At 63.2% G+C, this 25,158-nt stretch carries 27 protein-coding genes; 1 reads left to right on the forward strand and 26 read right to left on the reverse strand.

Annotated features, from left to right (window positions below; all coding sequences use genetic code 11):
- Positions 1-174 precede the first annotated feature (174 nt).
- Both BA190_RS27455 and BA190_RS27460 read right to left on the reverse strand, forming a co-directional pair.
- Positions 175-1,545 carry a hypothetical protein gene (locus BA190_RS27455; protein ID WP_068295564.1) on the reverse strand — a complete coding sequence of 457 codons (1,371 nt, stop codon included), beginning with the start codon at positions 1,543-1,545 and terminating at the stop codon, positions 175-177.
- Positions 1,535-2,314 (reverse strand): hypothetical protein, encoded by a 780-nt coding sequence (locus tag BA190_RS27460; protein ID WP_068295565.1) that lies wholly within the window; start codon positions 2,312-2,314, stop codon positions 1,535-1,537. Before BA190_RS27460 ends, BA190_RS27455 begins: the two co-directional genes overlap by 11 nt.
- 892 nt (positions 2,315-3,206) lie before the next feature.
- Here BA190_RS27460 and BA190_RS27470 point away from each other — a divergent pair.
- The gene (locus tag BA190_RS27470; RefSeq protein ID WP_068295569.1) at positions 3,207-3,848 is read left to right on the forward strand and encodes a hypothetical protein; all 642 of its coding nucleotides are present in this window, start codon (positions 3,207-3,209) and stop codon (positions 3,846-3,848) included.
- A 183-nt stretch (positions 3,849-4,031) separates the two neighbouring features.
- On the opposite strand, the gene BA190_RS27475 is transcribed toward BA190_RS27470, so the two are convergent.
- The 24 genes from BA190_RS27475 to BA190_RS27585 all read right to left on the reverse strand — a co-directional run bounded on the left by BA190_RS27475 (position 4,032) and on the right by BA190_RS27585 (position 24,901).
- A complete protein-coding gene (locus BA190_RS27475; RefSeq protein ID WP_156771728.1) occupies positions 4,032-5,168 on the reverse strand; it encodes a hypothetical protein in 1,137 nt (378 codons plus the stop codon).
- 11 nt (positions 5,169-5,179) lie between these two features.
- Positions 5,180-5,452 carry a hypothetical protein gene (locus tag BA190_RS27480; protein WP_156771729.1) on the reverse strand — a complete coding sequence of 91 codons (273 nt, stop codon included), beginning with the start codon at positions 5,450-5,452 and terminating at the stop codon, positions 5,180-5,182.
- Between the two features lie 15 nt (positions 5,453-5,467).
- Entirely contained in the window at positions 5,468-5,704 is a 237-nt protein-coding gene (locus BA190_RS27485; RefSeq protein ID WP_068295575.1) for a hypothetical protein, read from the reverse strand.
- A gap of 38 nt (positions 5,705-5,742) precedes the next feature.
- Positions 5,743-6,534 carry a DNA adenine methylase gene (locus BA190_RS27490; RefSeq protein ID WP_371260417.1) on the reverse strand — a complete coding sequence of 264 codons (792 nt, stop codon included), beginning with the start codon at positions 6,532-6,534 and terminating at the stop codon, positions 5,743-5,745.
- Positions 6,535-6,698: 164 nt separating this feature from the next.
- Entirely contained in the window at positions 6,699-7,001 is a 303-nt protein-coding gene (locus BA190_RS27495; protein ID WP_068295579.1) for a hypothetical protein, read from the reverse strand.
- Between the two features lie 10 nt (positions 7,002-7,011).
- Positions 7,012-7,260: a DUF2312 domain-containing protein gene (locus tag BA190_RS27500; protein WP_068295581.1), complete on the reverse strand. Its 249-nt coding sequence runs from the start codon at positions 7,258-7,260 to the stop codon at positions 7,012-7,014.
- 15 nt (positions 7,261-7,275) lie between these two features.
- Positions 7,276-7,848, reverse strand: coding sequence for a hypothetical protein (locus BA190_RS27505; protein ID WP_068295584.1), 573 nt, complete (start codon positions 7,846-7,848; stop codon positions 7,276-7,278).
- Complete coding sequence (locus tag BA190_RS27510; RefSeq protein WP_162275230.1) at positions 7,848-8,363, reverse strand: DUF4376 domain-containing protein; 516 nt, start codon at positions 8,361-8,363, stop codon at positions 7,848-7,850. Before BA190_RS27510 ends, BA190_RS27505 begins: the two co-directional genes overlap by 1 nt.
- Before the next feature lie 2 nt (positions 8,364-8,365).
- Positions 8,366-10,234, reverse strand: a complete 1,869-nt coding sequence (locus BA190_RS37130) for a hypothetical protein (protein WP_068295588.1) — start codon at positions 10,232-10,234, stop codon at positions 8,366-8,368.
- Positions 10,231-13,821, reverse strand: a complete 3,591-nt coding sequence (locus BA190_RS27520; protein ID WP_068295590.1) for a host specificity factor TipJ family phage tail protein — start codon at positions 13,819-13,821, stop codon at positions 10,231-10,233. Before BA190_RS27520 ends, BA190_RS37130 begins: the two co-directional genes overlap by 4 nt.
- A complete protein-coding gene (locus BA190_RS27525) occupies positions 13,818-14,219 on the reverse strand; it encodes a C40 family peptidase (protein WP_068295592.1) in 402 nt (133 codons plus the stop codon). The genes BA190_RS27520 and BA190_RS27525 overlap by 4 nt, the downstream gene beginning before the upstream one ends.
- On the reverse strand, positions 14,219-14,719 hold the full coding sequence (locus BA190_RS27530; RefSeq protein ID WP_068295594.1) for a DUF1833 family protein: 501 nt from the start codon (positions 14,717-14,719) through the stop codon (positions 14,219-14,221). Before BA190_RS27530 ends, BA190_RS27525 begins: the two co-directional genes overlap by 1 nt.
- On the reverse strand, positions 14,716-15,078 hold the full coding sequence (locus BA190_RS27535) for a hypothetical protein (RefSeq protein WP_068295596.1): 363 nt from the start codon (positions 15,076-15,078) through the stop codon (positions 14,716-14,718). Before BA190_RS27535 ends, BA190_RS27530 begins: the two co-directional genes overlap by 4 nt.
- Positions 15,075-18,851 carry a phage tail length tape measure family protein gene (locus BA190_RS27540; RefSeq protein ID WP_068295598.1) on the reverse strand — a complete coding sequence of 1,259 codons (3,777 nt, stop codon included), beginning with the start codon at positions 18,849-18,851 and terminating at the stop codon, positions 15,075-15,077. Before BA190_RS27540 ends, BA190_RS27535 begins: the two co-directional genes overlap by 4 nt.
- A complete protein-coding gene (locus tag BA190_RS36525) occupies positions 18,848-19,129 on the reverse strand; it encodes a DUF1799 domain-containing protein (protein WP_068295600.1) in 282 nt (93 codons plus the stop codon). The genes BA190_RS27540 and BA190_RS36525 overlap by 4 nt, the downstream gene beginning before the upstream one ends.
- 98 nt (positions 19,130-19,227) lie before the next feature.
- Entirely contained in the window at positions 19,228-19,587 is a 360-nt protein-coding gene (locus BA190_RS36530; RefSeq protein WP_162275232.1) for a hypothetical protein, read from the reverse strand.
- 92 nt (positions 19,588-19,679) lie between these two features.
- The gene (locus BA190_RS27555) at positions 19,680-20,627 is read right to left on the reverse strand and encodes a phage tail tube protein (RefSeq protein WP_068295604.1); all 948 of its coding nucleotides are present in this window, start codon (positions 20,625-20,627) and stop codon (positions 19,680-19,682) included.
- Between the two features lie 3 nt (positions 20,628-20,630).
- Positions 20,631-20,795: a hypothetical protein gene (locus BA190_RS36185; RefSeq protein ID WP_156771730.1), complete on the reverse strand. Its 165-nt coding sequence runs from the start codon at positions 20,793-20,795 to the stop codon at positions 20,631-20,633.
- Entirely contained in the window at positions 20,792-21,217 is a 426-nt protein-coding gene (locus tag BA190_RS27560) for a hypothetical protein (protein WP_068295606.1), read from the reverse strand. Before BA190_RS27560 ends, BA190_RS36185 begins: the two co-directional genes overlap by 4 nt.
- Complete coding sequence (locus tag BA190_RS27565; protein WP_068295608.1) at positions 21,214-21,840, reverse strand: phage virion morphogenesis protein; 627 nt, start codon at positions 21,838-21,840, stop codon at positions 21,214-21,216. The genes BA190_RS27560 and BA190_RS27565 overlap by 4 nt, the downstream gene beginning before the upstream one ends.
- Positions 21,840-22,271 carry a gp436 family protein gene (locus BA190_RS27570; protein ID WP_068295610.1) on the reverse strand — a complete coding sequence of 144 codons (432 nt, stop codon included), beginning with the start codon at positions 22,269-22,271 and terminating at the stop codon, positions 21,840-21,842. Before BA190_RS27570 ends, BA190_RS27565 begins: the two co-directional genes overlap by 1 nt.
- Positions 22,272-22,408: 137 nt before the next feature.
- Positions 22,409-23,308, reverse strand: a complete 900-nt coding sequence (locus BA190_RS27575; RefSeq protein WP_068295612.1) for a Mu-like prophage major head subunit gpT family protein — start codon at positions 23,306-23,308, stop codon at positions 22,409-22,411.
- A gap of 58 nt (positions 23,309-23,366) precedes the next feature.
- Positions 23,367-23,780, reverse strand: coding sequence for a hypothetical protein (locus tag BA190_RS27580; RefSeq protein ID WP_082980071.1), 414 nt, complete (start codon positions 23,778-23,780; stop codon positions 23,367-23,369).
- The gene (locus tag BA190_RS27585; protein WP_082980072.1) at positions 23,780-24,901 is read right to left on the reverse strand and encodes a phage protease; all 1,122 of its coding nucleotides are present in this window, start codon (positions 24,899-24,901) and stop codon (positions 23,780-23,782) included. The genes BA190_RS27580 and BA190_RS27585 overlap by 1 nt, the downstream gene beginning before the upstream one ends.
- Positions 24,902-25,158 lie beyond the last annotated feature (257 nt).

Below are 25,158 nucleotides of genomic sequence, written 5' to 3' on the forward strand. Positions count from 1 at the left end.
ACGAGACGTGCGACTCAAAGACTACGAAATGCCTTCCTCAATGCTTGACGCAATGGGGGCTCATAGCGAGCTGGCGATGTGGGATTGAGGAGTGCGGGTCTCTAACTCATCTAAGATGTGCTCCATGTGGGCGACGAAGGGGCACCAGAGGGCCACCCCACGCCTTTATGTGGGTCATAAGGTTTTCGGCTCCTTGCGCGACACTGTCAGGCGGTGGCCCGTGATGGATTGAGACGCATCCCACATAGCTTTCACCGCTACGTCCATTTTGGATTCCGCCACCATCAGGCCGTCATGCATCGGCAGCGCCGTTACCCCGGCATCACTAAGACGCAGCAGGGCGGAAACCAGGATTTGGCTTTCTATGAACATGAACTTCAAGCCGAGCCCTTGTTCGAAAACATCCGCAATTGGGCGATGAGCGTCTAATATTCTGCCTCTGATCCACGCTCCTGTAGCCCCCGGCCCGAAATAATCGACGGCATCAGCCGGCATTCTCGTTAGCCGGGAGGAGCGAAAAAGCATCGCATTGGCGACCTTTTTGACCCCAGTCCGCGCCATGCTGGTTCCCGCTCCCCCAAGGACTTCGCCATAGAGGTCACCAGCGGTGGGCGGCGTGAGGCCCACCTCTATGTAGGCGAGGCGTAGAAACATGCTGTTGAAATCGAGGTCTGTTATCTGTTCCCCATCGATGCGGATAGCCGCCCGTTGGGCGCTGGACAGGTTTTGCCACCACCCGCCGAACAGTCGCCCCCCAAGATCGAAACGTGGCGCCTCCGCTCCCTCGGGCAGCTTGAAATGGCGCCGCAGTTCGCGCTGGACGAAGACCCCCATTCTTTGTTCTCGCGGGGCTTGAAGGTCGATACTCGCGGCAGCAAGGTAGGCGTTAATCCTGCCCATCTCCTCGCGATACCGGAGGGTCTCGGGGGTGTCGTCATATTCGATGGGCTCAATGTCCCGGGTGTCGGCAACATAGTCGCGTGTGGTGCGACTGAGGCGGATTGTTTCTGCCCCCGGCTGCCTCGCGAAGTTTTCGGGTTGAAGCCTGAGGCCGCTCTCCCCGCCTCCAAAAATATCTCCCGCCGAAACCGTACTGGCCACGCCGCGTCTATTGGACTTCTGAAGCGTGAGCAGGCGCTCGACTCCGCCCGTCCCGTGTTGGGAAAGCTGCTCTAGCACTGCCGGCAGATAGCCAAACCCCCGAGCGTCGTACCTGCTGAGTTTCTGCTTTGCAGACCTAAGACTGACAGCCACGGGGGCATTCTCACCCCAACACGCCGCTGCGAAGGCCAGATTCGAGAAAAGAGCGAGAAGGATGCGCTCCAAGTTCTCCTGGTCGCGCTCCTTCCGGCGCCGCTGCCGCTTCTCAAGCCTATGGAAATTAAGGGCAACATTCTCCGCTAAGACTCGCACGAGTGTGTTCTTTTTCCCAGGGAGCGGAACGCAGGTAAGCCACGGGTCGAACATGAATGGCGCCCGCTCGACATGCGCGTCCCCATCCCCACCCTTCAGACCACTCACGTGTTTGTTGCTCTCACCATCCACGGCGGGCCTCCCCGGCAGCAAAGCGGGACCTAGGGAACTTGTGTGGAGGACCCGGAGGCCTGGGACCCACTGCGGCGATCTTCAAGTCCAGCACCGCCTGCACACAATTATCGGGAAGCCACTCACAGGCCTTCTCGACCATCCCGCCAATGTGCCGCAGAGCAAGCCCCGAGGACCTCGGGTAGCGATGGTACCCGTAGTCCGTGTGGTAACCTGAGGCCAGCCGATGGGCTGCCTTGCCCACCTGGGTCCTTAGGTAGACCCGAGGCTCTCCACCGGGGCCCACAGGGTCTTCCGCGATGGCGGCGGCGATGGTGAGATAGATCGCAAGGAGGCGTTCTGGTGCCACCTCAGCAGCCCTAAGCCTCGCTATGGCCGCCTTGGCCTTGTCGGCAGGCTTCATCACCAGGACATCCACTATGCGTTCCACGCTACCGGCCCGCCGATACATGGTGGCCACCGAGACAAGAGCCTCTTGGACCCCCTTGTCCGCCCGGTGGTCCCGAAGATAGCGCTCGGCTGCCTTCTTGTAGGGGAGCAACTCGGAGGCCCTATAGGTGCCCTTCCAGAAGCTTCCGTGGCGGGCGTTCCACTGGATGTGATAGCGACAGTGCGAGGCAGAAAACCCTTTGCCCTGTAGGGCCTGGGTCGGCTTCCCGCAGCCGGGGATAGCGCAGTGAGGAAAGGCGTAGGGGTCCACTCGGGCCGCCTTGGCCTTCACCTTGGCGCGGTCACGTTGCCACTTGGCGGCGCTCTTCTGCTTACTCATCACCAGGGGTCCTTATCCGCAGCACGGTGCCTCAGTGCGTCCGGGTCCTCAGGTTTAGCCCACGGATTTTCATTAAGCGCGAGGTCATCCATGCTCGGCTCCGAGATGCCACGGCGCTTACGGGCGGCAAGGCCACTCAGTTCAAGTAGCCTGCCAGCGTCGGGGCTGCCCTTCTTGGGGCGGACCGCCTCTAGCGTGAGCCTTCGTGCCTTAAGCACCTCCCATAGTTGCCGCCATTCCTCGCGGTTCGCAGCAGGTCTTTTACGGAACCCTTTACTTGCCCAGCCGGCCAGCCGGCCTAGGCGGAAGGCGTCCACGATGTTGTTATAGTCCGCGATGAGGGCAACCCGGCTCCCCTCCGGCATGTCCGCAAGGGAGGCGATGAGGTGAAGGAGATAAGCCCGTTCCAGCGTGCATCCGCCGCTTCGATTGTACGTCGTGGTTGCCGGCTGGCCCTGCACCCCCGCCCACGCCGACTGCCAAGCGATGACAGGGGCCGGAGAGAACCGCTTGTCGAAAGCTTCCCCACTACCTGCGATCCAAAGTGTAACCATCTGGGCTCCTATGGCGGCGGCACGGCATGCGTTCCACTGCACGGCTCCCTACAAATGAATCTTGAAAGGCCTCTTATCAACCCCCTAATTATCGAAAGACATCTAAAATTGGGGAAATATCGGATGCAAGCTCTCCTAACCCTACTCTAATAATGGGGAGTTAGCCGGAGAACGTGAGAAACGAGGGGGGCATACCCGATAAAATCGTTATATTAGTGGGTCATAAAACTGCTACTCCCAATGGCGGTGCCCCCGGTCTTCTCATCAGCTGGCAGTTGCATTTTCCTCGGTGAAAACTACTCAATGCGGAGCCAACCCGAGTTCTTTGAGCACCACCTATGGTTCACTTCTGGAAATCCGCAGTCCTCGCCAGCATTTTACTTTCAGCCACCGCTTTCTGCCGGGCAGAGGCACAGTCCCTCTCCGGCCTCAAGGTGGGAGACGACCTATCGACTACAACGCTATTGAACACCGAGCCGTCCGACATGACTAACCTCGGGCCATTTGCAATAAACAAGTGGACCCTACCGGATGAAAATAGCCTGTCGGTGACGTCCCGAGCGAGCACGGGGAAAATCGTCTACATCGAGTGTGACTGGAACGGCTCGAACGCCGGCAGCTTCAGCGACTTCCCCTCATTCTACTACGGCAGGACAACGCTGGATGAGATAAGGCAGCATCTCCGTAGCAATGGATTTGCGTTTGAAAACCTGAAGGCCGGCACTCCGACAGGAGACGGCGGGATCGCGCTGTTTAACTCCTATGCCTTCGAGGAGAACCCGTCCGTCATTGTCACCTTCGTTACCAAAGTGACGGCCACCGAGATACAGGCTCTCAAGAAGCTACCCTCCCCGGCGTCAAAGCTTGGAAGCACCGCCAAGCTCACCTCGATTATCCTCGCGGACCCGTCCTATGCCGGGACCATATGGGGCAACAACCGGACCTATGATCCGCGCTATGTGGACATTAGGTGGAAGTGAGCGCCGCCAGCAACGCTACACAAAAGAACAGAGAAGGAACATAATATAGGTGAACCTGGGGCTGAATCCACTTGCAACGGCAGCGATTTTCCCCCCTGAAGCCGGACACATGGAACTGGAGTCGCGGACACATGAAACTGGAGCATTTTCAAACCGCGACGTAACCACTGCTGGACATGAGTCCTAGGCCTCGGGCCACCTATCCGGCAATCCTAGACGATGGCCGAGCGTCGCTCCTTTGGTCTTTTGAAAAGCTCCGTCTTTGAGAGAGATCTCATCCAAGCCAAAATGTACTGGTGCCAATTCTAGAGCCGCCCACGGGTTTCTCACCAAGCAGCCTACCCGGCGCGCAAAATTCCAGGGATCCACGTGAGCCACTGAGAGTACCGCGCTCAAGACCCTCTTTCTGGCACCGTTTTTGCCCCACCAAACGCCATCTGACGCCCGTACCTCCTCAGCCCGATGCCGGCCGTTCTCGTCTCGTATGGCAAGTTCGGGGCTCCCAAATAGAGCGTCAAGAACGGTGCTCTCCGTCAGGAAGCGTTCGAACGAGTTCACAGCCACGACCAAGGGGTGATCGAGAACACCATATTTTCTCGCCTTCCAAGCAACCGCTTCACGGATGTCTGACTGCCCCCTCGCGGCACGAAACGGAAAGTGCCTCACCCCAATGGCACCGCCGGGCGCGCCTGGTCTATGGCGGGGCCAGGCTTTCAATTCAATCCGGGCGCCGTGCTCCTCCCAACAGAATGGCGCAACATCAAATGCACCTTCGCCTTTGGGAAGGCCGGCTATCCACCTTTTCAGGTCCTTCATCAGTTCGTTGCCCGAGATGGGGTCGGTAGGCAGGCCACGTGTCGTCACGTCCAAGAAATGGTCGGGTGACTCCACTCTATCGATGCGTGCAAGGGCTGTATCAAGCCTCGCTTGAGCGGCCATCTCGGGCCCAGACTGTCCGGTAGCCAAAACGGCCTCTAGGTAGAAGCGTCCGCCATCGGGCGCCTCAAGAAGGAAGTCCGGCCGACACCTGCTATGTGGAAGCAGTGGTTCGACGGCGATGACTCGGTGGCCTGTCGCCAGTGCGAGCTGGTGAAGAAGTAACTCAAAAAATGCACTCTTGTGGTGCTGATCCCTTGAGGCCCTGAAGCGCTCGATGAGACCAGACCGATGCTCCGCCGGATATTGCTCAAACCAGCTATCCACCAGGGCTCGCACGCGCACTGCTTCAGCGCGGTTAGATCGGTTTAGATACGCGAAAGCTGCTTCATCTGCTGAATGAGGGGCAACGTCATGTCGAACAATATCGTCAAAGACGCTCATCGAACTCACACCTATTCAGCATAGATCCGATCAATCTGGGAATTCACGTAGTCGCTCGCTCCCTCGCTCTCATTGTCGTCGGGCAGCTTGATGCCCTTGCACCTCTTGTAGGCTGCTGCGCTGGCGGCCTCCTGGCGGGCACCGTGGTGCTTCTGGACGAGCACCTCTCCCAACATGCAGGAGACCCACCGATCGGTGGCGCTCTTTCCTGCCTGGGCATAGCTAACCAGCGCGGCCGAAAACGCTACGCCCCAGAAGATACTCCGCACATTCGACAACCGCATTTGCATCCTTGCCCTTCAGCGTTTTGCTTTGAAGGGGGTCAATTGCACCGCCTTCTTGAAACCCGCAGCCTCATCCACCAGCCATGGTAGATTGACCATGGTGGGATTGGGATCCACGAAGCCGGTGAATACTCCACCGACTCCGTCAGGCCCGAAGCTGGTCCGACCTACAACAACCAAGGCGTCGGGATCCTGCTTCTGCAGCACCTCAATCAACTGCCTAACAGTGATCGGCTCATCAAAAACCGGCATGTTTCTTCCTCCGACCACGGGCAGGCACACGAGATTTATCACGCCATACCACCCCCGCAAATAATCAGCTCGCTCACCTGGCGCGCCTTCCCGGCGCCAGCCATCGTGTACGAGAGATCCTCCTCCTGGATCGAGGCCCAGGCGTAGAGATCACGCACCTCTTGGCAGTCGTTCAAAGACAGTATGAAGCGGCCTTGAAGGCTCTTCAACATCGCCGCGAGCCGCTCGTGATCGGCGGGTTCGAACATCCCTCGACCATAGTAATGCTCCGTCCCCCAATAGGGCGGATCCACATAAAATAATGTGTGTGGGCGGTCCCACCGGGCAATGAACTTCTCCCAGGGCAGGCAATCGACCACGACGCCGGCGAGTCGATCGTGAACAGCTTCCAGCATCGAGCCCAGCTTGGTGATGTCGAACCTGGCAGGCCCGTTCGTATCGATGCCGAAAGTGCGGCCGACCACCTTCCCGCCGAAGGAAAGCCGCTGCAGATAGAGGAAGCGCGCCGCACGTTCGAGATCGGTGAGCGTTTCGGGATCCGTGGCCACCAGGCGCTCGAAGTCAGCCCGGCTCGTGATCTGCCATTTCAAGGTGTCCATGAAGGCCTGATAGTGGCGCTGCAAGATCCGGAAGAGCCCGGCGACATCCTTGCTCATATCGTTGATCGCCTCGGCCTTGGGCGCGGAGGTGCGGCGTAGAAAGACGCCGCCCATCCCAACGAAGGGTTCGGCATAGAGGCCATGCGGCACCGTCTCGATCGCTGCGATGATGCGACGGGCCAACTGGCGCTTGCCGCCGACATAGCCGGCGACAGGCTGAGTGGGGTTCACGGTCCTATAACCATGATCGGATGAATGCATAGAAGAAGGCCTGAAAATCGCCTACCTCGGCCGCGCTCGTCGTGAGCAAAGCGGCGGGGTGACGGTGAAGCCATTCGATCGTCCTGCGGTCATGACGCCAATCTAGACCCGCAGCCGGCGCGAGCCGGACTCCGTCACTCTTCGTCGCCGCCGAACTCATCCCTCGGCGCTTCGAGACGATATTCCATCGGCCTCACGGGCCGGGGATCGCTGCAGCGCTTCATGTAGTCTCGCGCGATTTCTTCGGAGACCGGTGAGAGCGCGTAGACGGAAGAGCAGCCATAGAACTCTGTGACGTCGCCGCCATTGGCCGGGATATCGATGCGCAGCAGTTTGCCGCCGAACATCTCGACCTCCTGGACGAAACCCACGCGCGTGCGATGGCCCATCAATTCGAGCTTGGCCCAGCTGCTGAATGCAGGTGTTGTCTCTGTCACGGGATCCTCCTCAGGCTTCCATGCCCAGCGCCTGGAGATACAGCTCCAGGATCGAGTCTTCCTCGGCCCGCTCCGCCGCTGGTTTTTTGCGCAGCGACACGATCTTGCGCAGGATCGCTGCGTCGAACCCGTTGGCCTTTGCCTCGCCGTAGACCTCCTTGATGTCATCGGCGATGGCTTTCCTGTCTTCTTCCAGGCGCTCGATCCGCTCGATGATGGACTTGAGCTGGTCGGCCGCCACGCTGGTCGCGTCGGTCATGGATGTGCTCCTGATCTAGAGGCTGAGAAAAAGGACGGCGGCGCCGATGACGGCCCCGAACATCAGTTCTGACGGCGCAATGCCGCCTGGATGGCGAAGGCGGTGGCCCAGCTCGTAGACGGCGGTCTGCAGCGGACCGAGCAAGATCAACCAGGGGGAGATCGCGATCAGTGGCAGCAACAGCGCGGTGTTCCGGATCGTGAAGCAGGCATAGTCGTTCCGCGCGGCACCTGTTTCGGCGTCAATGATCTGCCCCAATGGGATGCGGTCGGCGTAGCGTTCCAAGATCGCCGCCCACCAGCCGGGTTTCCCGCTGATCGAACGGGACTCGCGATTGAGGCTGTACCAGCGGCCCCACTCGGGGATGCCCCAGAGCAGGTAGCAGCCGGCGAGCACCAGGGCATGAATCCAGCCGATCAGCGGGCCGGCGAGGCCCCCGAGAAGCGGAGCGGCATAGAAGATGGGCCGGCCGGGCAGCTTGCCGATCTCGGCCGACAGGCCCAGCCAGGCGCCGCCGCCGCGCATGTGGTTGAGCGCCGCGCAGAGCGGAACGATGAGGTACTGCAGGACCAGGACAGGGATAAGCATCACGCGCTCTCCATGATCGAGGCGAAAGCGGCATCGACGTCCGCTTGAGTTGTGATGGTGCCGGCTGCAATGGCGAGGGCGATTGTCCCCTCGGCCGCGAAACACTTCTGCACATGGTCGCCCACTGCGAGCGCCAGTTGCTTGAGCGTATCGGCGTCCATGGACACGAAACCAATCGCCGTCTTGAAGGAAACCGTGGCGATCCCGCTGTTCAGCACATAGTTCCAGGCACCGGTGATGAGGCCCTGACTGTCGCGGTCGGTGGCGATCGGCGCGCCATTGGGCAGCGTGATGCCGCCCGTCTCGATGGCAAAGCGGCGATCGGCGGCATAGGCGAGCAGCTCCGGAGCTGAGATGGGCACCTGGCTGGGCGGCGTGCAGGCCGACCCATTCCAGTGGTCGCCGATCGCGCCATTGGCTTCCACGAGAATGCAGCCCGCCGGCGGCGCCCAATCCGAGCTTTCCGGCGGCTCAATTACATTGACGACGTAGCCGTCCCGCACGAGCAAATGCATGGTCATGCCCCCTTGATTGTGATCCACAACTCGCCGCGGCCGCCCGCCGTCGGCACGCCCGAGCCATAATGGCCAGCGCCGCCCCCTCCACGTGCCGCACCCGCTGTCGGCGACGCGCCAGCCGTTCCCCCGGCGCCGCCGAATGTGGAAGTTCCTGCAACGCCCCCCGTGCTGGTGTTCACGCCGGCGCCGCCGCCGCCGCCCCAGACTGAATTGCCGCCGTTGTTATTGAAGTTGTTGCCGCCGCCACCGCCACCGCCGCCGCCCCGTTCGGAGTTTCTGCCTGAAAGGCTTGTGGTCGCGCCGGCACCGCCATCCGTGGCGTAGCGCCCGGATCCCCCACCTGCACCGCCAGCCGCGCCGGAATTGAGCGCTCCTGAATTGCCGGTGCTGCCCCCTTTGGCTGTCAGGTAGTCGCCGAAGGTCGTGTCGCCGCCGGGGTTTCCTGGATCTCCGCCAGCCCCGATGACAATGGGCACAGAGGCCGGAAGATCGCCCAGGCGGATGATAAGAGGATCCGAGCAGCCACCACCACCGCCGCCACCACCCCAGGTCGCGCCAACGCCACCGCCGCCACCGCCGCCGCCCCAACCAACGATGGTCGCTTCGGCATCGGGGCTGGCACCATTGGCTGTCGGGTTCGTCCAGGTGGCCGATGCCGTGTAGACCGTGCGCGCGACGTTTTGAGCACCGCCAGTAGTCACGACGATGTAGTTGTATGTGTCGGAAAGGACCAAGAACCGCTCGCCAGGGCGCAACTGATAGGTCGTTCCGCTGCCATTGGGCCAATAGAACGTACCGGCTCCATTGATGCCCAGCGTCTGCGACACGCTGGTGTTGTTCCACACGTAGAAGATCCCGCGCAGGCCCGCAGGTGAAGGCAGCTGGGCCGCGATCGAGGCGGAGCCGGTGAACTGGAGGAAAGTGCCCCGATCGCTCGGCTTCAGCGTCGTGTTGGCGTTGATGGCGAGGGTGCGCGGAGCATTGCCGCTGTTGGTCTCCATGTCGCCGAGGATGTAGAAATCCGAATCGGCGGCCATGACGACGACACTCGATTTGCCCCGCATCACGAACTCGCCGGTCGAACTGATCGTGCCGTCAGCCGTGTACAGGAAGTTGTTGGCCGCCACTTTCACGCGCAGATCCGCATCCGTGGCTTTGACGATCGAGAATTCCAGGGGCTGCTTCGCGGTGGAGTTGTCGGGCATCGTCAACGTCGCCGGCGACGCGCCGTCAAAGCGCACGATCGTGCCGCTGTCGGCGATGGCCAGCGCCTTGTCCGCCGATATCTTCATGATCTTGGGGCCGGAGACCAGGGCCCGGCCGTCCGCCCGCTGGTAGTGGTAGACCCGCCACTTGCCGGCCCGATCGCTGAGGGCAAGCGCCGTGTCGCCCGCCTGCGTGACGATGTCCGCACTACCCGGAAGCAGGAGATTGGCACTGTTCTTGAGCGTCAGGCTGCCGGCGAACTGGATGAACCTGACCAGATTTGCGCCAAAGCCGAATGACGAAATCTGGGTGGTGCCCTGGATGGCAACGCTCGCTGACGTGACGGCGGTGCTGCCCAGATCGGTTGTCGCAGAGGACGCGATGTTGATCGAGGGCTCCACACCTCGCAACGCGACCTGGAAACTATGCTTGGTCGGGTCGATATCGCCAATTTTGATCCACTGGCTGCCGTCATAGAACCACCAGCCCCAGGGGGTGGCATCGTTCTTCACGAAGAATGTGCCGGACTCCGCATAGGCCGGCGCAGTCGCACCGAAATGCGAGTTGAGCAGCGCCTTGATGCTGGAATTGATGGCCTGCGCCATCGCGGTCGGCTGTTTCGGTCCGGCCTCTGGAATTGTGATGCTTTCGGGCTGGCTCATGACGCCTTTCCATATCCTTTGGCGATGTAGTCGATGGTCCGCGCCACGGGATTGCCCGCCGCGTTCTTGATGACCACGTCAAAGCCGCTCTCGGCCTTATTGGAGATTTCGAGATAGTCGCCGGTGGCCATGCCCTGGCCCGTCACGGCAATGCCCTTGAGCACCCGGTACGGCGGCGTGAAGTTGACCCTCAGGCCGGATGTCAGCACGGGCACGTCACGCCCGACTTCATCGCGATCGGGCATGTCGACGCTGATGTGGGCAAGGGACACGGCTGCGGTGATGCCCTCGACTTCCGTGCTGAGGCCGAGCGCGAACTGGGCCGCACGGAACGTGTAATCGCCGATGACGAAGGGCGTCCAAGGCCCCCAGGTCCCGGCGCTGGGATCATCGTTGGTCGCTCGATAGTAGAAGAGCACCCGCCAGTCGTCGGTGGTGACGCCGAAGAAGTCGGGCGGGCCGAAGAAGTCGGTTGAAGCGAAGAAGTCGCTGTCGAGGTTGATGCCGGCCGCCACAACCTCGCCGGAGACGCGGCTCGTGTAGACGGCGCCCAGATCCAGGGTTTGCGGCAGCTCATACCGTCCCTCGATGCCGGGCGTGGCCACGGCCAGGCGCAGCACGCCATTGTCCTCGACCACGTCCGTCATCGTCCCGGTGAAGGGCGACATGTCGAAGATTTCTTCCACCACGTTCAGTGCGGTGATGGCAGCCCCTTCCGCGACGATCAGAGCCGCATTGGCGCTGTAGATGCCGTTATAGGTCACCCATTTGATGAGGTAGGAGCCCGATGCATAGGGCACGGTTGCCGACAGACCATTCGTGCGCTGGACGAGAACGGTGGCCGCTGCCCAGTTCGCATCGACAAGGGCCGGAGAATAGCGGATCTCGGCGTAGGCGACGGGAGACTGCGACGGTGCCCAGGAGAAGGTGGCACTGGTATCGAGGACATTGACGGCGAAGTCGGCGACATCCGGCGGCGGCTGCGAGGCCCCCATGACGTTCTGCGTCAGGCTCGACCACTGCGACGTGCTGCCATCCCGAAAGATCGCCCGCACCTCAAAAATCCAAGTTCCGGAATCAAGGTTCTGCCAGGTGATCGACCTGGTCGACCCGTCGACGCTGGCGGTAAGCGTGTTTGCCAGATCCCCAGGCGGCGTGCCGATGATCTCGAAACTGACGGCGGCATTGCCAGGGTTTGTCTGCCACATGAGCGTGGCGGTCGGGGCATAATTTTGGCTGGCGTCGGCATAGCCCTCGATCAAGGACAGGTTGAGCGGCTGCAGGGTCGCGGGGTCGGGCGGATCCGTAATCTGGCTGTCGAAAGGCGGGATCTCGCCCTGGTCGGCCTGCAGGATGGCGGGCGCGTCATCCACAAAGTCGATCTCGGCCGTCATGTCGTCGCCGGCGCGGATCTCGAAGACGCGCAGCACCACGGTTTCGGTGCCGGCCTCGCCGAACATGGCGAGATCGCCGACCGCCGGCATGCCGCCGGTGCCGGAAAGGGCAAGCGTATAGGTCGGCCCGATCGCGGGCGCCACGGTGCGGTAGAGCGAGCCGCCATCGGAGGTGCGGAAACGGACGGCATAGTTCTTGCCGGCTTCCAGGAGCATCTCCTCGTCCAGGGTGACAAGATTTGCCTCGACCGCCTTCACGCGCCCTGCACTGATGCCGAACATCGGCGCGTCATAGGAGACGCGGACACGGTCGCCTCTGGTGTTGATGAAGCTCTCGATGTCGACATTGAGGGTGTAGGTTTCCGGCCGCAGCTCCAGCTGGGCCAGGTGATAGCGCCCCATGCGCCAGCCGAGTATGTGATCGGTGATGCCGACCAGCGGAAACTGCTCGAACAGCGTGGCGTTCGTCTTGTCGTAGCCGTCGCGGAACACCAGGATCTCGTCATCCTGCCAGCGCCGGCCCTCGTTCTTGAACTGTACGCGCAGACCATGCGGAAGCCGGCGATAGTCGCGCTTGCCCTGGAATCCCGACGAATTTCGCGGCGTGTAATGCTGCGTGATCGGCGCGTCCGGATCGTCCCACACCACGCTCCAGAGACCATCCCGAAATACCACGGCAGCACGGCCGGCCGAGGCGATCGATTTGGCGGTCTCATAGACGCTCTTGCCGGACTGATCGAAGGGCGCGTTGAACTTCCAGCCCTGGGCCACATTGTAGGCGTGCCAGGCCTGGAAGGTCGGCCAATCGATACGCGAATTTGCCAGAGGCCGGGCATTGGCATTGCACTGCAGGACGTAGGGCAAGAGGTCAGCCGGGTTTTGGCTCGGCGTGTCTGGCGCCCAGCTCGCCCCATCCCATGCCTTCACGCGGCTGGTGACGACGCCGTTGAAGTTGTCGACCACGCCATTGAGCTGAGCGGTTGCCCGGATTTTCAGGGCCGTCCAGGCGACGGGGAACGGAAACTGTAGCGGCGCGCCTGGTCGGTAGGAGCGAAGCGCCGTCCAACTCGACGACGTGTGGACTTTCACGGCGCCATTGTCGTCTGGCGTGAGCCGCTGAATCCGGATGTCATATTGTCCGAGCGGAACGGTCTGGCGAACGGTCTTGCGCACCGGGTCGCTCGTACGACCGGAGACGACCAGGTTCGGCAACGAGATCCAGTTCTCGGCATAGGCCTCGGAATACTGGATCTGGACGGCGAAGGAGGCGGCCTGGACCTTGCCCTTGCTGTTGTCCGATCGGTTGAGGCCCGCCGGCGCGACGATGTCGATCGCCCACTCGGTGATATCCTCCGAGGTGGTGCGAACAATCCAGCCGTCGATCTTCTTCACGTCGATCGAGAAGTCTTGCTGGATGACTTCGCCGGGATAGATCGTCGGCTGGCCGTCTCCCGGATAGCCATAGCCGTGCTCGATCTCAACGCCCTTGTATCCCGCCAATGGCGTGTCGGCGATCTTCAGGTCGGTGATATCGAGCGGGCCATAGCCCCAGACATAGAGCAGGCGCAGCACCTGGTCGTTGCCTTCGAACTCGGTATAGGCCGAGGCCCCATAGCGCGGAAAGACGCGCATCCGGCCGAGGATGACGGGAACGGGCTCGTATTTGGCGGCGAGGTTCTGGTTGCCGGAGATCGAATAGACTTGGCCGCCCTTTTCGTCCTTGAGGGAGACAGGGAACAGGGCGTTGATCAGCAGGCTGGCGCCGATCGTTATGGCGGCGGTGATCAAGCTGGCGCCAAGCGTGCCGAAGATCGGGGCAAGGTAGGGAGCGATAAAGGCGGTGATCACCGCCACGACCAGCATCAGCAGCGATTTGAGGAGGTTGCCGCCGCCGGCGGCGCGCGCCCGCAGCACCACGATCTTGCCGGGTTTGATCCGCACCCGGCTGTGCCATTGGGCCGGTACCGGTTCGCCCTCGATCGAGACATGCCAGCTCGCCCGGATCCGGCTCGCCTTCTCGATCGAGGTTTCGACCAGGCGCAGGATCTCCGTCACGCTGGTGCCGGCAGGCAACTGCAGGATGTGCCTTTCCTGGCGGAGCGGGTTTGGCGCGACGATGACGGTGACGCTGTCCTCGGCGCTGAGGATCTCGCCTTCGAGCGGCTGCGCCGGCAGGATGACAGGCAGTGTCATTGCCGGTCCTCATGACGGTAGAGCCCTTCCAAGCGAATGAAGTTGCGGCCGGTCCGATAGGGCTCCACCGTCGACGTCTGGTAGAGCGGCATATGGATCATCAGGCCCGAGCCGACCACGATCCCGATATGCCAGGGCCGCTCGCGCAGCAGCACAAGGTCGAACGTGCGCGCCTTTTCCTGGGTGACGGGCGACCAGGGCGCCCGCTCGCCCTTTATCAGGGCATTGAGGGCCGTTCGATCGGCCGTTGAAGTGTACTCTTCGACATAGGAGGGAAGCTCGATCCCCAGCTGCTCGCGATAGATGAGCTGCGCCAGCCCCCAGCAATCATAGCCGCGCTCATCCCGGCCCCGATCGCGGAAAGGCAATCCCACATAGCGGTCAAACAGGTTCGCCATCAGAACATTCCAGGGAAATAGGAGGGCGTGAAGCTGCCGGCCGGGAACGGTTCGGAGGCCATGCTGTCGATCGCCAGCGATATCGTGGCGCTGTCGCCGCCATAGCTGGCGCTGACCAGGTCGAAGTCCGGAAACACGGCTTCGACATCGTCGGGATACTGCGCCAGGATGATCTCAAGGGTGACCGAGGGGGGCTCTATCGCCGAGCGCAGGAGCGGTACCGCCTCGCGGCCGACCACTGACAAGGTGATGTCGATCGTCGGCGGCGCATCGTCCTGGTCGGCTGGCAAAGTCACCTGGAACGGCACGAAGTTGTATTGCGTGCCGCGCGAAACCGTCCCGTAGAGCAAGGGCTCCGTGGAAATGCGTTCGGTCGGGTCAGAAGAAAAGTGGAGCGGCGTGGTGAGGTCCGGATGCGTGATAGTGATCAGCATCGCCGGTACCTCTTCCATGTTCTCCCGATAGAGGGCGGCGCGGAAGCGAGCGGAGAGCGTCCTCATGGCAGCACATCGACCTGGAAGGCCGCCGTCCACAAAGCCCCGGCGATGTTTTGATATTGCGGCATGCCGTCTTTGGAAAAGCGCACCAGCAATGGTGCCGCGCCGCCCAGCGGATCGGCGATCTGGAAAGGCAGAGATCCACCGACCAGGTCGTTGCGGATGAAGTCGCGCATGGTCTGGAGCTGGTCGAGGGTGACCGTCATCTGCCCCTTCATGATGTCGACGGCGGCGGTGGTACGCCGGCGGACCTTGCCCGGGCCGGTATCCGTGTCGGACATCAGCCGGCCGTCGCCCTCGGCGTAGGCAAAGCCCTGGCGATTGAAGAGCTGGGGGAGCGTTGCAGGCCATGACGGGATCATCGGCGGGTCACCTGGCGTGTGAGACCGAACTGGGCCTGCATGGCACGGCTCGTGTCGCTTCCGGGCTTCTTGACCTGGTCGGCCGTCTTCTTGCCGATATAGACATCGAGCTGGCGCCGGCCCTTGGCGTCGGTGCTGGACTTCTGTTCGATCTCAACGCCGGCCTGGTTGTAGAGATTCATCGTGATGCCCGGCTGCTGGCCGCTCACGGCGTTGTCGTTCAAGTGCCGCCACGCGCCGGCGCTGGCCGGGCTGCCCGAAGCAACGGCCCCGCCATCCGCGAAAGCAGGCAACCGGTTCGTATTGATCGCCTGCAGGAGCGGCAGGTTTCGACGGGTTGCCGCAGCGTTGACGATGAATTCGCCATTGCTGACGCGCGCCAGGATGGAGTCGGAACGGCTGGTACCAGGCCCCGAGATCCTGCCGGTGCCGATCGGCTCGGACGTGCCATCGGCGTGTGCGCCGATACCCATGCCACTGAACAGGCTGCTGAGGAGCGATTGCAGGGCGCCCACCAGGCCGCCGCCGCCCTGGCCGATTGCTGACCCGGCCTGGTTGGCATTCGTCGCGACCATGGCGAGCGGCGAAGGCAAGCCGCTCATGCCGGAAATCACATTGCTCAGGCTGGGCGTGGCACTTTGTGCGGCAGTGCCCAGCTGGCTGAGACTGCTCTGCAGCTGCTGGAGACCGGGCAGTTGGCCCTGGCCGCTACCCATGCCGATCGACGTCGCATCCGGGAACAAGGCGCGCTGGGCGGGCGTCAAGCCGTTGGCCCAAGATCCACCGCCCATCCCAACACGGCGCCCGCCCAGGTCAAAATGCATGAGATCGGCAGCGCCGTACTTGCCTTTGCCACCCGAGAAATACCCGCCCCAGCGGAACTGATCCGACAGCTCGGGATAGCGCTCCATCTGCACTTGGCGGGCGACTTGAGCGAACGACTCGTATTGCCGGAAGGCCGCGCCATTCTGATAGTTCGGCAGCGCCCTCCCAGTCGCCGGGTCGATGATGCTGACGTCCGTGGCCAGGCCCTGGCCATGAAACCGCGGATCGCCGGGCCGCAGGCCGGAGATAGCCTGCACCTGCAACCCGGAGCGTTCGGCGGCCGTGCGCAGAATGTCGGTGAGCTGGGCGTTCACGCCGCTGCGGTAATTGCCGACCGTCGAGAACGTCCCGCCGCCCGGCGTGAGCCCAGCGAGAGCCGCCACTGCGCTGCCAACCGATGGCAAGGGCGAAGATGTAATGGACGCGGTCGGACCGAGGCCCTTGAGCGGCGCGAGCCCCGCACCTGCGACATTGGAGTTTGCGGCGGCAGTGGGAAGCGCGCCGCCCAGAAGGCGGGTGATGTCGCCGCCGAAGCCGCCATTGACGTTGACGATGCCGGCCGTGATGTCCGCTGTCGACAAGCCCACCTGTTTGCCAAACAGGCCTCCCAGGAAGTCGCCGAACAGGCCGCCACCTATCTGGCCGTTCTTGCCGAGAAGGCTGTCCACGATGTTGTTCGTGGCGTTGCTGATGAGCTGATCACCGATCTTGCCAGCGGCATTCGCCAGGGCATCGGCCGCCGACGTTCCGTGCATGAGATCGGAGAACAGGCCGCCCAAGACATTGCGGCTCGTGTCGCGCACCTGGTCGAGGGAGGCAATGACCTGGTTCTGCTTCTGAGTGAGATCATGGGAGGCTTGCGCCACCTTGCCCGCCGAGGCCGCATAGGCGTCGATCGCCGCGCGCAGGCCGTCGGTGATCGGGACGCCGGCGGCGTTGTAGCGGTTGATCATCTCCTGGGCCGCCGCCAGCTTGGCCGCTTCGCCGGCACTCTTTCCGAAGGCTTCTTGCTGGAGTTTCAGGGCGGCTACCTGCTCTTGCAGGCTCCGGTTCGCGTCGCGCAGCGGGCCGCCGATCGCTGTTTGCTGGGCGGTGGAGATCTCCGCTGACCGCGCATTCTGGATATTGGCGAGCGTGTCGGGGCTGGCGCCCTGGTTTTCCGTCAGGAGGTCCCGATACTTCTGGTCGATCGAAGCGAGCTGGCGCTGGTAGTCGGATAGGCCGGTCAGGGCCGCATTGTCGTTGGCTGCCTTCAGCTTGTCGACGGAATCGCGATTGGCCTGCGCCATGACGGCGGCAGCTGCCGCCTCGGCCCGGCGCTGCTGTTCGGCAACCGAGACGCTCTGGCCGGCCAGCGCCAGGCGTTCGCGCTGGGATGCGATGTTGGCCTTCTCGGCAACAGTACGCGCGTTGATGGCGGCTATGGTGAGCTGCTCGCTGGCGCGGGCCTTTTCGTCGGCCGACATGTAGCTCTGCAGGGCGCCAGTGACCGCATCGATGGCTTGGCGCGTCTGCTCGCCCGACACGCCCATGCGTCCCATGATATCGGGCGAGGCTGCCGCATTGCTCATGCTCGCGAGCATGTCCCGCAACGTCTGGAGCTTCTGGATATCAGGCTGAACGGACCGGACATACTCGCCCGCCTGGGAGGCAGCTGCCTTGTCCTCGGCCGTTTTCCTGTTCGCGGCGGCTGTGGCTCGGGCCTGGTCGACCAACGTCTGGAGACGATTGACCTCCACCAAGGCGTCCTGGACCTGCTTTTGCAGGCCGCTGTCGAGCTGCCCCAGGATGCCGGCGAGTGGACTGTTCGGATCGGTACCCTGGCGCGAATCCGAAAGCTGCTTTTCCAGCTCGATGTATTTCATCTGAGCATCGCCGAGCTGCTCTTCCAGAGTGCCGCCGGTGACGGTGCGGTTGACCTTGTTGCCAAGATCGTCCCAGGCATTGCTGAGATTCGTGACGATGCGCGCCCAGATGCCGGTCTGCTCGGCGGCCTGCTGGACGCCGTCCCGAATTCCTTCGAGCAAGGCCCGCTGTGCGCCTGCGACGTCGCCCATGGCCTGCAGCGATCGGACGGCCTGCTTCGTCTTGTCATCGAGCGGGCCGAGAGCCTTTTCAAGATCCTCGGCGCCCTTGGTGGGATCGGCGAAGGCTTGCGCCAGGCGCTGACCTGCCGCTTCGAGATCGCCCCCCATCAGCGATGCCAGCCCTGGCGCGAGACCGGTTATGCTGCTGATCATGCCGCCGGAGATCCTGCCAGTTCCAGCAAGCCCGGCCGCAATATCCCGCGCGGAGCTGCGCGAGAAACCAGGGATGGTTGCCTCGTCTGCGACGGCGTTGATCTGGCTGAGCCTGGCGCCCGAACCGCGTCCGACGCCGCGAGAGATCAGGTCATTGATCTGCTTTTGCTGGCCGGCGAAGGTGGTGCCGGCGAGAACGAGCGCCGCAGTCAAGCCGCCCAATCCTGCTACTGCCAACACGGTCGGGCTCACCAGGCCGGCCACCGTCGACCCTAGAGATTTCAGCACCTGGAGAGGGCTGGCCGTTCCCATGGTGAAGGCCTGCGCAACTTCGGACCCTTGCTGTACCAGCACCTGCATCGGGGATGCGCCGGCCGACAGGGAGCTGAGGGTGTTCTGGGCAGCACTGCCGAACATCATCATCTGAAGTCGGCTGACGCCGGCGGCCTCCCCCTGGCTGGTGGGCACCGGACGATTGTTGTTCGCCGGCGTTGGGCGGACGGGAGGTTGCGGAGAAGCCGGGGGCGTTGCCGGCGCCGGCGCCGGCGAGGCTGCCGCATTCTGCGCCGCGTTGGCGACATTGTTGACGCTCTGCTCGGCCTTCTTGGCGGAAGCGTCGATCCTGTCCATGGCGGCGTCGCCGGCGGCGCCGAGGTTGACCAGTTCCTTCGCGTCTACCGCGACCTTGACGCCGAGCTGCAAAGTCATGTCATCGCCTCGTTCAAGATCGGCACTGCCGCCGCTTCCATCTCCTGCAGGTCCGCAAACAGGGTCGCCGGATCCGCTTCCTTTGGCGCCAGGTGCCGCAACACGATGTCGGCGGCCTGGTAGTCGAGCCCCAGGTGAAAGAGGCCGTGGGGGACAACGACGACGCGGAACTGTGTGCCGAGGCGCTGGAAGAGCTGGAACACCTGCCAGTTCACATCCCAGATCTCGAACGAGCCATCAGCCACCGCTTGGTCAGGCAGGCCGACGACGTCGCCCAAGGCCTTGAATTGCTCGATCGTTTCGGCGTCCAGTTTGCCGGCCTGGCGCGGATCGGCTCGGCCGGTCCACCGATAGGCGAGCGCCTCGGCCGCCTCCTTCAGTTTCCCAGGCGTGCCGCCTGCCCAGAGATCGCGGCGGTGTAGGCGTCCAGAATGCCCTGACGCACCCAGGGATAGAGCAGCGCGTCGGTCAGGGCCTCCTTGGAGAAGGCAACGGCGTTCTTGTCGCTGTCGACGACATCGCCCCAGTCGAGGGCAACCTCGGTGATGAAACCGATCGCCTGATCCACGGCGGGCAGTTCGGCCAGGATGGTGTTGACCTCATCGCCCCTATCCTTGGGCAGGGCCTTGAACCGCATCTTGAAGGTCTCCTCCCGGATCGCTCCTGCCTTGTCCGGATCCGGTTGGCGAACTTTCACCGGCCACCAGAAAGTGTGCTCCTTCGTCACCACGAACATGGAATCCTCCATCCTTGAGGCGCCTTCGACGCCCCTTCAAAGTTGTCTCGAGAGAAAGCTTCGAGGGCGGCCGGCGCCGCTCCTCGAGGAGATCAGCGAACCGTGATCACCAGTTCGTCGTCGGCGACGTCCGGCGTCAGGGTCAGTGGCAGCGAATAGGTCAGCACGCCCTGGCTGTTGCCTTGCGCTGGAGAGCCGATCTGAACCTTCGGTGCCTCGAACTCGACGATGTTGCCGGCAACGGTGCCGTGCTGAACGTGAAGCGGCCCCTTCACGTTGTTCTTGGCGATGTCGAACCAATTCTTGGTCGCCAGCGACCGGGCTTCGAGGACTGCCGTGCCCGAGATCTTGCGGTCCGTGACTTCGACGCTCTCTGCGCCGATCAGGAAGCGGCCTTCCACCTGGCCGCCGAAATCGAGCGCCAGGCTCTCCGCCGGCACGTCTGCTGCGGTGGTGCCATGCAGCGAGAAGATCGGCGTGTTCAGCTTGGAAGGAACGACGGGGCTCTGCCACTTGCTGACGTCGATCACCGGGCGCGCCAGATCCGCCACCGGACCCAACAGCCCCGTCATCGTGAATTTGAACTTCGGGATCTTCTTGATCGCCAGATCCACGGTGAAGGTGCCGCGCGCCCCCACCATGATGTGGTTGACGCCATCCATGTTGGCATAGAGGCAGACGCTTTCCGGCTGATCGGTCACCGGCTGGTACTTGACGGACGTGGTGGCGACGACGGTTTCCGTCATCGAGCAGGCACGCAAGAGCACGCCATAAGCCGGGATGTCTCCGGCAGCGCCGGCGCCGGCGATCTCCACTTCGAATTCGAGCTTGGTGCTGACGCCCGCCAGCACGAAACCCTGGTCTCCGAAGAACGGGAGGATCACATCACGCGAGACCTTCTCGCCATCGAGTGGCGTCTGCGTGACATTGGAGAGCATCAGGGCGTTGAGCGCGCCGGTCGGGGTTGGATCGGTGCCATAAACCGTCTCCAGCTTAGCGAGGACGGCGAGCTTGCGGTAAAAGCGAGTGTTCGTTGCCATGGATCAGCCTTTCTTGCCGGCCTTGGAGGCGACGGTTTCGGGATCGGTGGAAGGTTCGGACACGGGCGGCGCGGGCTCGGCCGGCGCCGGCGCATCTGTCTGGGGCTCGGCGCGGGTGACGACGCCGGTTTTCGGGTCCTCGTAGTAGCGGCCGCCGGTGCGGTTCATGGCTTGCTCTCCAGGTAGTAAGGGGCAGAAAAGGTCAGCTCCCACCAGACGTAGCCATTGCGGGCGCGCACGAGCTGGCCGCCGGCATACTCGACCGTGTCGGCCGCGCTGGCCGGCTGGGTGCCGGCGATCGCGCTGATCGCCTTCAGCTTGATCGCCTCGATGTCGGCCATGGCGGCGCCGCCGGCGTTGTCGGAAACGTTCTGCATGACGATGACAACGCCGATATCGGCCTCGACGCGCTGCAGCAGCCCAGTGAGGCGCCTGTTCTCGCCGCCGGCCTCCTCCTTGATGAAGACATAGCCGGCGGGTGTTGCGGCCGGCGCGTCCTGGAGAGACGCCAGTTCGGCGATGCCCTCGACGAGCGAGAAGACCGGCGGATCAAGAGCCAGGAGCTGCTCGATGAATTCGTCAACGATCATGGCGTGCCCTCAAAGCCCGCCTTCCCTTTGAGGAAGTCCGTGATGGTGCCGAGGATCTCCAGCTCGTCATCCTTGTCGACGCCGAGATAGGGCCTGGCCGGAATGTGGATGGTGTGCTCGGGCACCGTGAAATCGCGGGTGTGCTTGGACTTGGCGCGGGTGCTGGCCTTGGCAAAGCGCAGCTTCGAGCCGACGCGCTTCCCGTCCTTCGTCCTGCCGGCGCCCTCCTTGGCATAGATGAAGGTGGCGCTACCTTCGCGCTCCGGCTTCACGACATCGCCGCCCAGCTGGTGGATGCCGGCATAAACCACATTGGTGCCGACAACGACCTGGTCGGTTCCGGCCTCGAAAGTGAGCGAGGAATAGAGCCGGCCGCTATCGCGCAGGAGCTGCGCCGGCGTGCGGCGCTTGGGCATGCGCTTCAAGGTGGAAGCCGCAAACGGAGCCCACTTCGCGCGTCCCGGTCCGGCCTGGGCCTCGAAGCGCATTTGCGTCGAGGTCAGCATAGCCTGACCGATCGCGTCCATCAGCGGTGAGAGATCGCGGCCGGTATCGGCGGCCGCCTTGAGCCCGTCGCGAACAGGCTTGCTATCGACGTCGATCGTGATGCTGGTGCCGGCCATCAGATGAACCCCTTGAGGTTCTGGCGGGTGAAGTCCGGCTTGGAGGCGCTCATCCGGGCGCCGGTGGGAGAAGCGGCGGGCGATATCCCGTCGGCATCGAGCTGTACCCTGCCGGCAGCCACATCCCGCAGCCAGGCCAAGGCGTCGCGATAGGCAAGGGCAACGGGGCCGTCCTTATTCACGGCCTCGCCCCACAGATTGTAACGGGCGATATCGGCGCTGACCTTTACCAGTACCGGCGGCACCGCCGAGAGCGGCAGGGCATAGAGCGCCTTGAGGTAGCCGTCGATCAAAGCCGCAGCGTCATCGAGCGCGCGTTCCACAACAACGGGATCGATGGTGGTTGGCGGACGGTGAAGGCGATCGGTGCGCTGGATGATCTCGGTGGCGCCGAACCGATCGACAAGATCCTGTTGTGTCGCGTAGCTCATGACGCACCCGAGGGAAAGAAAGGTGGGGCGGCATCGAAGCCGCCCCGAGTATGCGCCGGGTCCTGGGAGGAGCGGCCGGCGCTGTCGCTGCTCGTGTCCGACGAGCAGCCGAGGGCGCTGAAATCAGCGCGCGGGCATCACGCGGCGGCAAGCCATTCGGTATCGAGCACCGTAGCCGTGCCGGCCCATTCGTTGGTTTCGCCGCCATTGACGAGCTGGCTGGCGACGATCTTGCGGGCTGCGCCTTCCAGCGTCGGCGGAACCACGAGCAGAGTGGGTTTGACGCCGAGCGGGCGGCCGTTGTCACCGGTGCGGCTGCGCATGGCGGCGCGGGCGGCCGCGTAGTTCTCCGGCGTCAAGTCCTGTTTCGAGCCATAGGCCAGCTGCCAGAAGCCATAGCCGACATTGCAGCGGCCCTTGGTGCCGTACCGATACTTGTCGGTGTTGAACACGACCTCGTCATTGGCGGCGTCCATGCGCACCATGTCGAAAGGTTTGCGGGTCTGCCAAATGATCGGCTTGATCGCCCTGGTCGCGTCGATCAGGAACCAGGCCGTCTTGTTGCCGCCCTGGTCATTGGACTGCAGTACGGTCTTGCCCTTCTTGTCGATAACCGGATGCTGGTCGGAGAAGAAGGGCACGTTGTCGTAGCCCTTGCCATTCCAGCCATCGAGCAGGAAGGGCCAGACCAGTTCATCCGGGAAGGTCGCGGCGCTGCGACCGAACTCGGTGAACATCGTGCCGTACATGCCCAGGTTGTCATCTTCGATGTCGTCGACCTCGACGCCGATCGTCGACTCGAATTTACGGTTCCTGATGGTGTAGCCGTGCGTCTGGATGTTGTTGACGACACGATCGCCGATCCATTCGCGGATCTTCGGCATCTCACCCAGCCAGCCATATTCCTGCGATTTGGTGGTCGAAGGCACGGTCTGGCTGATCTGGGTGTACTGCGGCGTCACACCGGTGAAGCCGCCCTGAAAGGCGGTGCTGAACCCGGTGTACAGGGTACGGAGATTGGCGGAGTTGATGATCACGGGGAAGGCCCTGAATTGAGGATCGGGGGGACCGGCGCCGGCGGGCGCCAGGCGTGAGTTAGTCGAAGCGGATCCAAGCCCCGCTTTCGTCGACGTCGAAGACCAGGCCAGCCATCGAGCCGTCGGCCCCCTGACTCTTGCCAACGGTTGCGTCATCCTTGGCGTACGCCAGCCCATTGATGTCGGCTTGGGTCAGAGCATCGTCCGCCTTGTTGGCATAACGGAACACGCCGGCCTCGACGGTGATCTTCAGTTCGCCATTGACGGTGGAGGCCGTCGCATCAACGGTCTCGGCGGCGCGCCCCAGACAGCGATAGTTGATCGCCTGGGCTCCGCCGGTGCCCACAGGAGCGGCGAAGCCGCCGGCGTTGATGACCATGGCGCCCTTGAATATCTTGACGCCGGCGAAGACTCCGATCGAGCGGGCTTTCGCTGCCCGCTCGGGCGTATTCAGTTCTGAGGTGAGCGGCATCAGAGCGCCTCCTGCTTAGCTGCCTGGGCGGCCTTCGTCTTTTTGAAGGCCTCGGGATCGATGCCCATCATCGCGACCACTGCAGCCTCGTCCGGTGCAAGCTCGCCTGGCCGAACGTCGCCCGGCGGGACGATGGTCGCGCCGCTGGCGTGGAGAGCCGGAAACGCACCGATTTCCTTCTCGACGGCTGCCGGATCCACCATGTGGCGGGCGATGTAATGGTCGCGCAGCGGCTTCACGCCGACCTTCTGGGCCTTGATGGCGCCGTCGACGAAGGCGGTTGCGCGGTCACGCGCGCCGGTCTCCCGAAGCTCCTTCAGATCCTTGCTCACCGCCGTGAGTTCGGCCTGAAGCGCCGTCACGGTGGCCTTCGGCACCATGTTGGTGGTGTCCCCCATCGCCTGGATCGCCGTGACGATGGCGGCGCTGTCGGCGCCATCCGCAGCGCCGGCGGCCTTGGCGATCGGCGCCAGCGCAGCCTGCAAGGCCGCGGGCGACACCGTGTCCTTGGCGGCGTGAAGTTCCGTGACGGAGGCGACCACAGCCGCCTCGTCAGCGGTTTCCGGCAAGCCCAAGAGCTTCCGGAGCTGAGCGAGGAAATCCATGCTTCTTTCCTGGTGAAGCGCGGTCAGCCCGCGCAGGTTGGGGCGATTGACGAGCGAAGCTCGCAGCACGCCGAGAATGTTGCCCTTGGCGTCATGGACGATGACCGGCGAGATGTTCCGGTACGCCTTGTCGGAGAGGAGCGCTTTGCCCGAGCCGTTCCACTCGACCTTGCCCCAGATGCCGTCGCTGCGAGGCTGCATCTCGACGATCCAGCCACGGGCCGGCGATGCCTCGCCATTGGGCGCGGCAAGATCGATGGAATGGTTTTCATCTACTGGCAGTCGGGCGTCGTCGCTCATGCTGAGCGCGATCAGGCGAGCGGGGTTCGGGACGCGATAAGGCCCACGGCCATCGTTCGTCTCGATCTCGCCGGCCGGCAGCAGGTGGATCCACTCCGGCACATCGCCGTCGCCTGCCGGCAGAGGCAGGGCGCCGCACATGGCGATGCTGCCGGCCGCCAATGATGGGGAGGCGGCGCATAGGGCGATTGTGGAGGAGGCGGCGGTCTTGGACATGACCGCACCATGGCTGAGCGCAAAACCCTTGGGAGTTCCCCAGGCCTGGGTAGAAAGCGGGAAATGTGCTGGAGTTCGCGCGAGGCGCGGATCGGAGGGGAGGCCTGCCCGGCAGGATCGATTTTAAAGGCTCCTCAAAGCCTCTAAAAGCCCCTCGACCGCTCCGACGCTACACTGACGCGCCCCCGGCCGTCCAGAGGCCTCCTGCGCGCCCGCTTGCGGTCATTGGCGGTGAGGCGCATAATGCCCTTCGTGGC

The sequence above is a fragment of the Labrys sp. WJW genome (assembly GCF_001676615.1).
GTDB lineage: Bacteria > Pseudomonadota > Alphaproteobacteria > Rhizobiales > Labraceae > Labrys > Labrys sedimenti.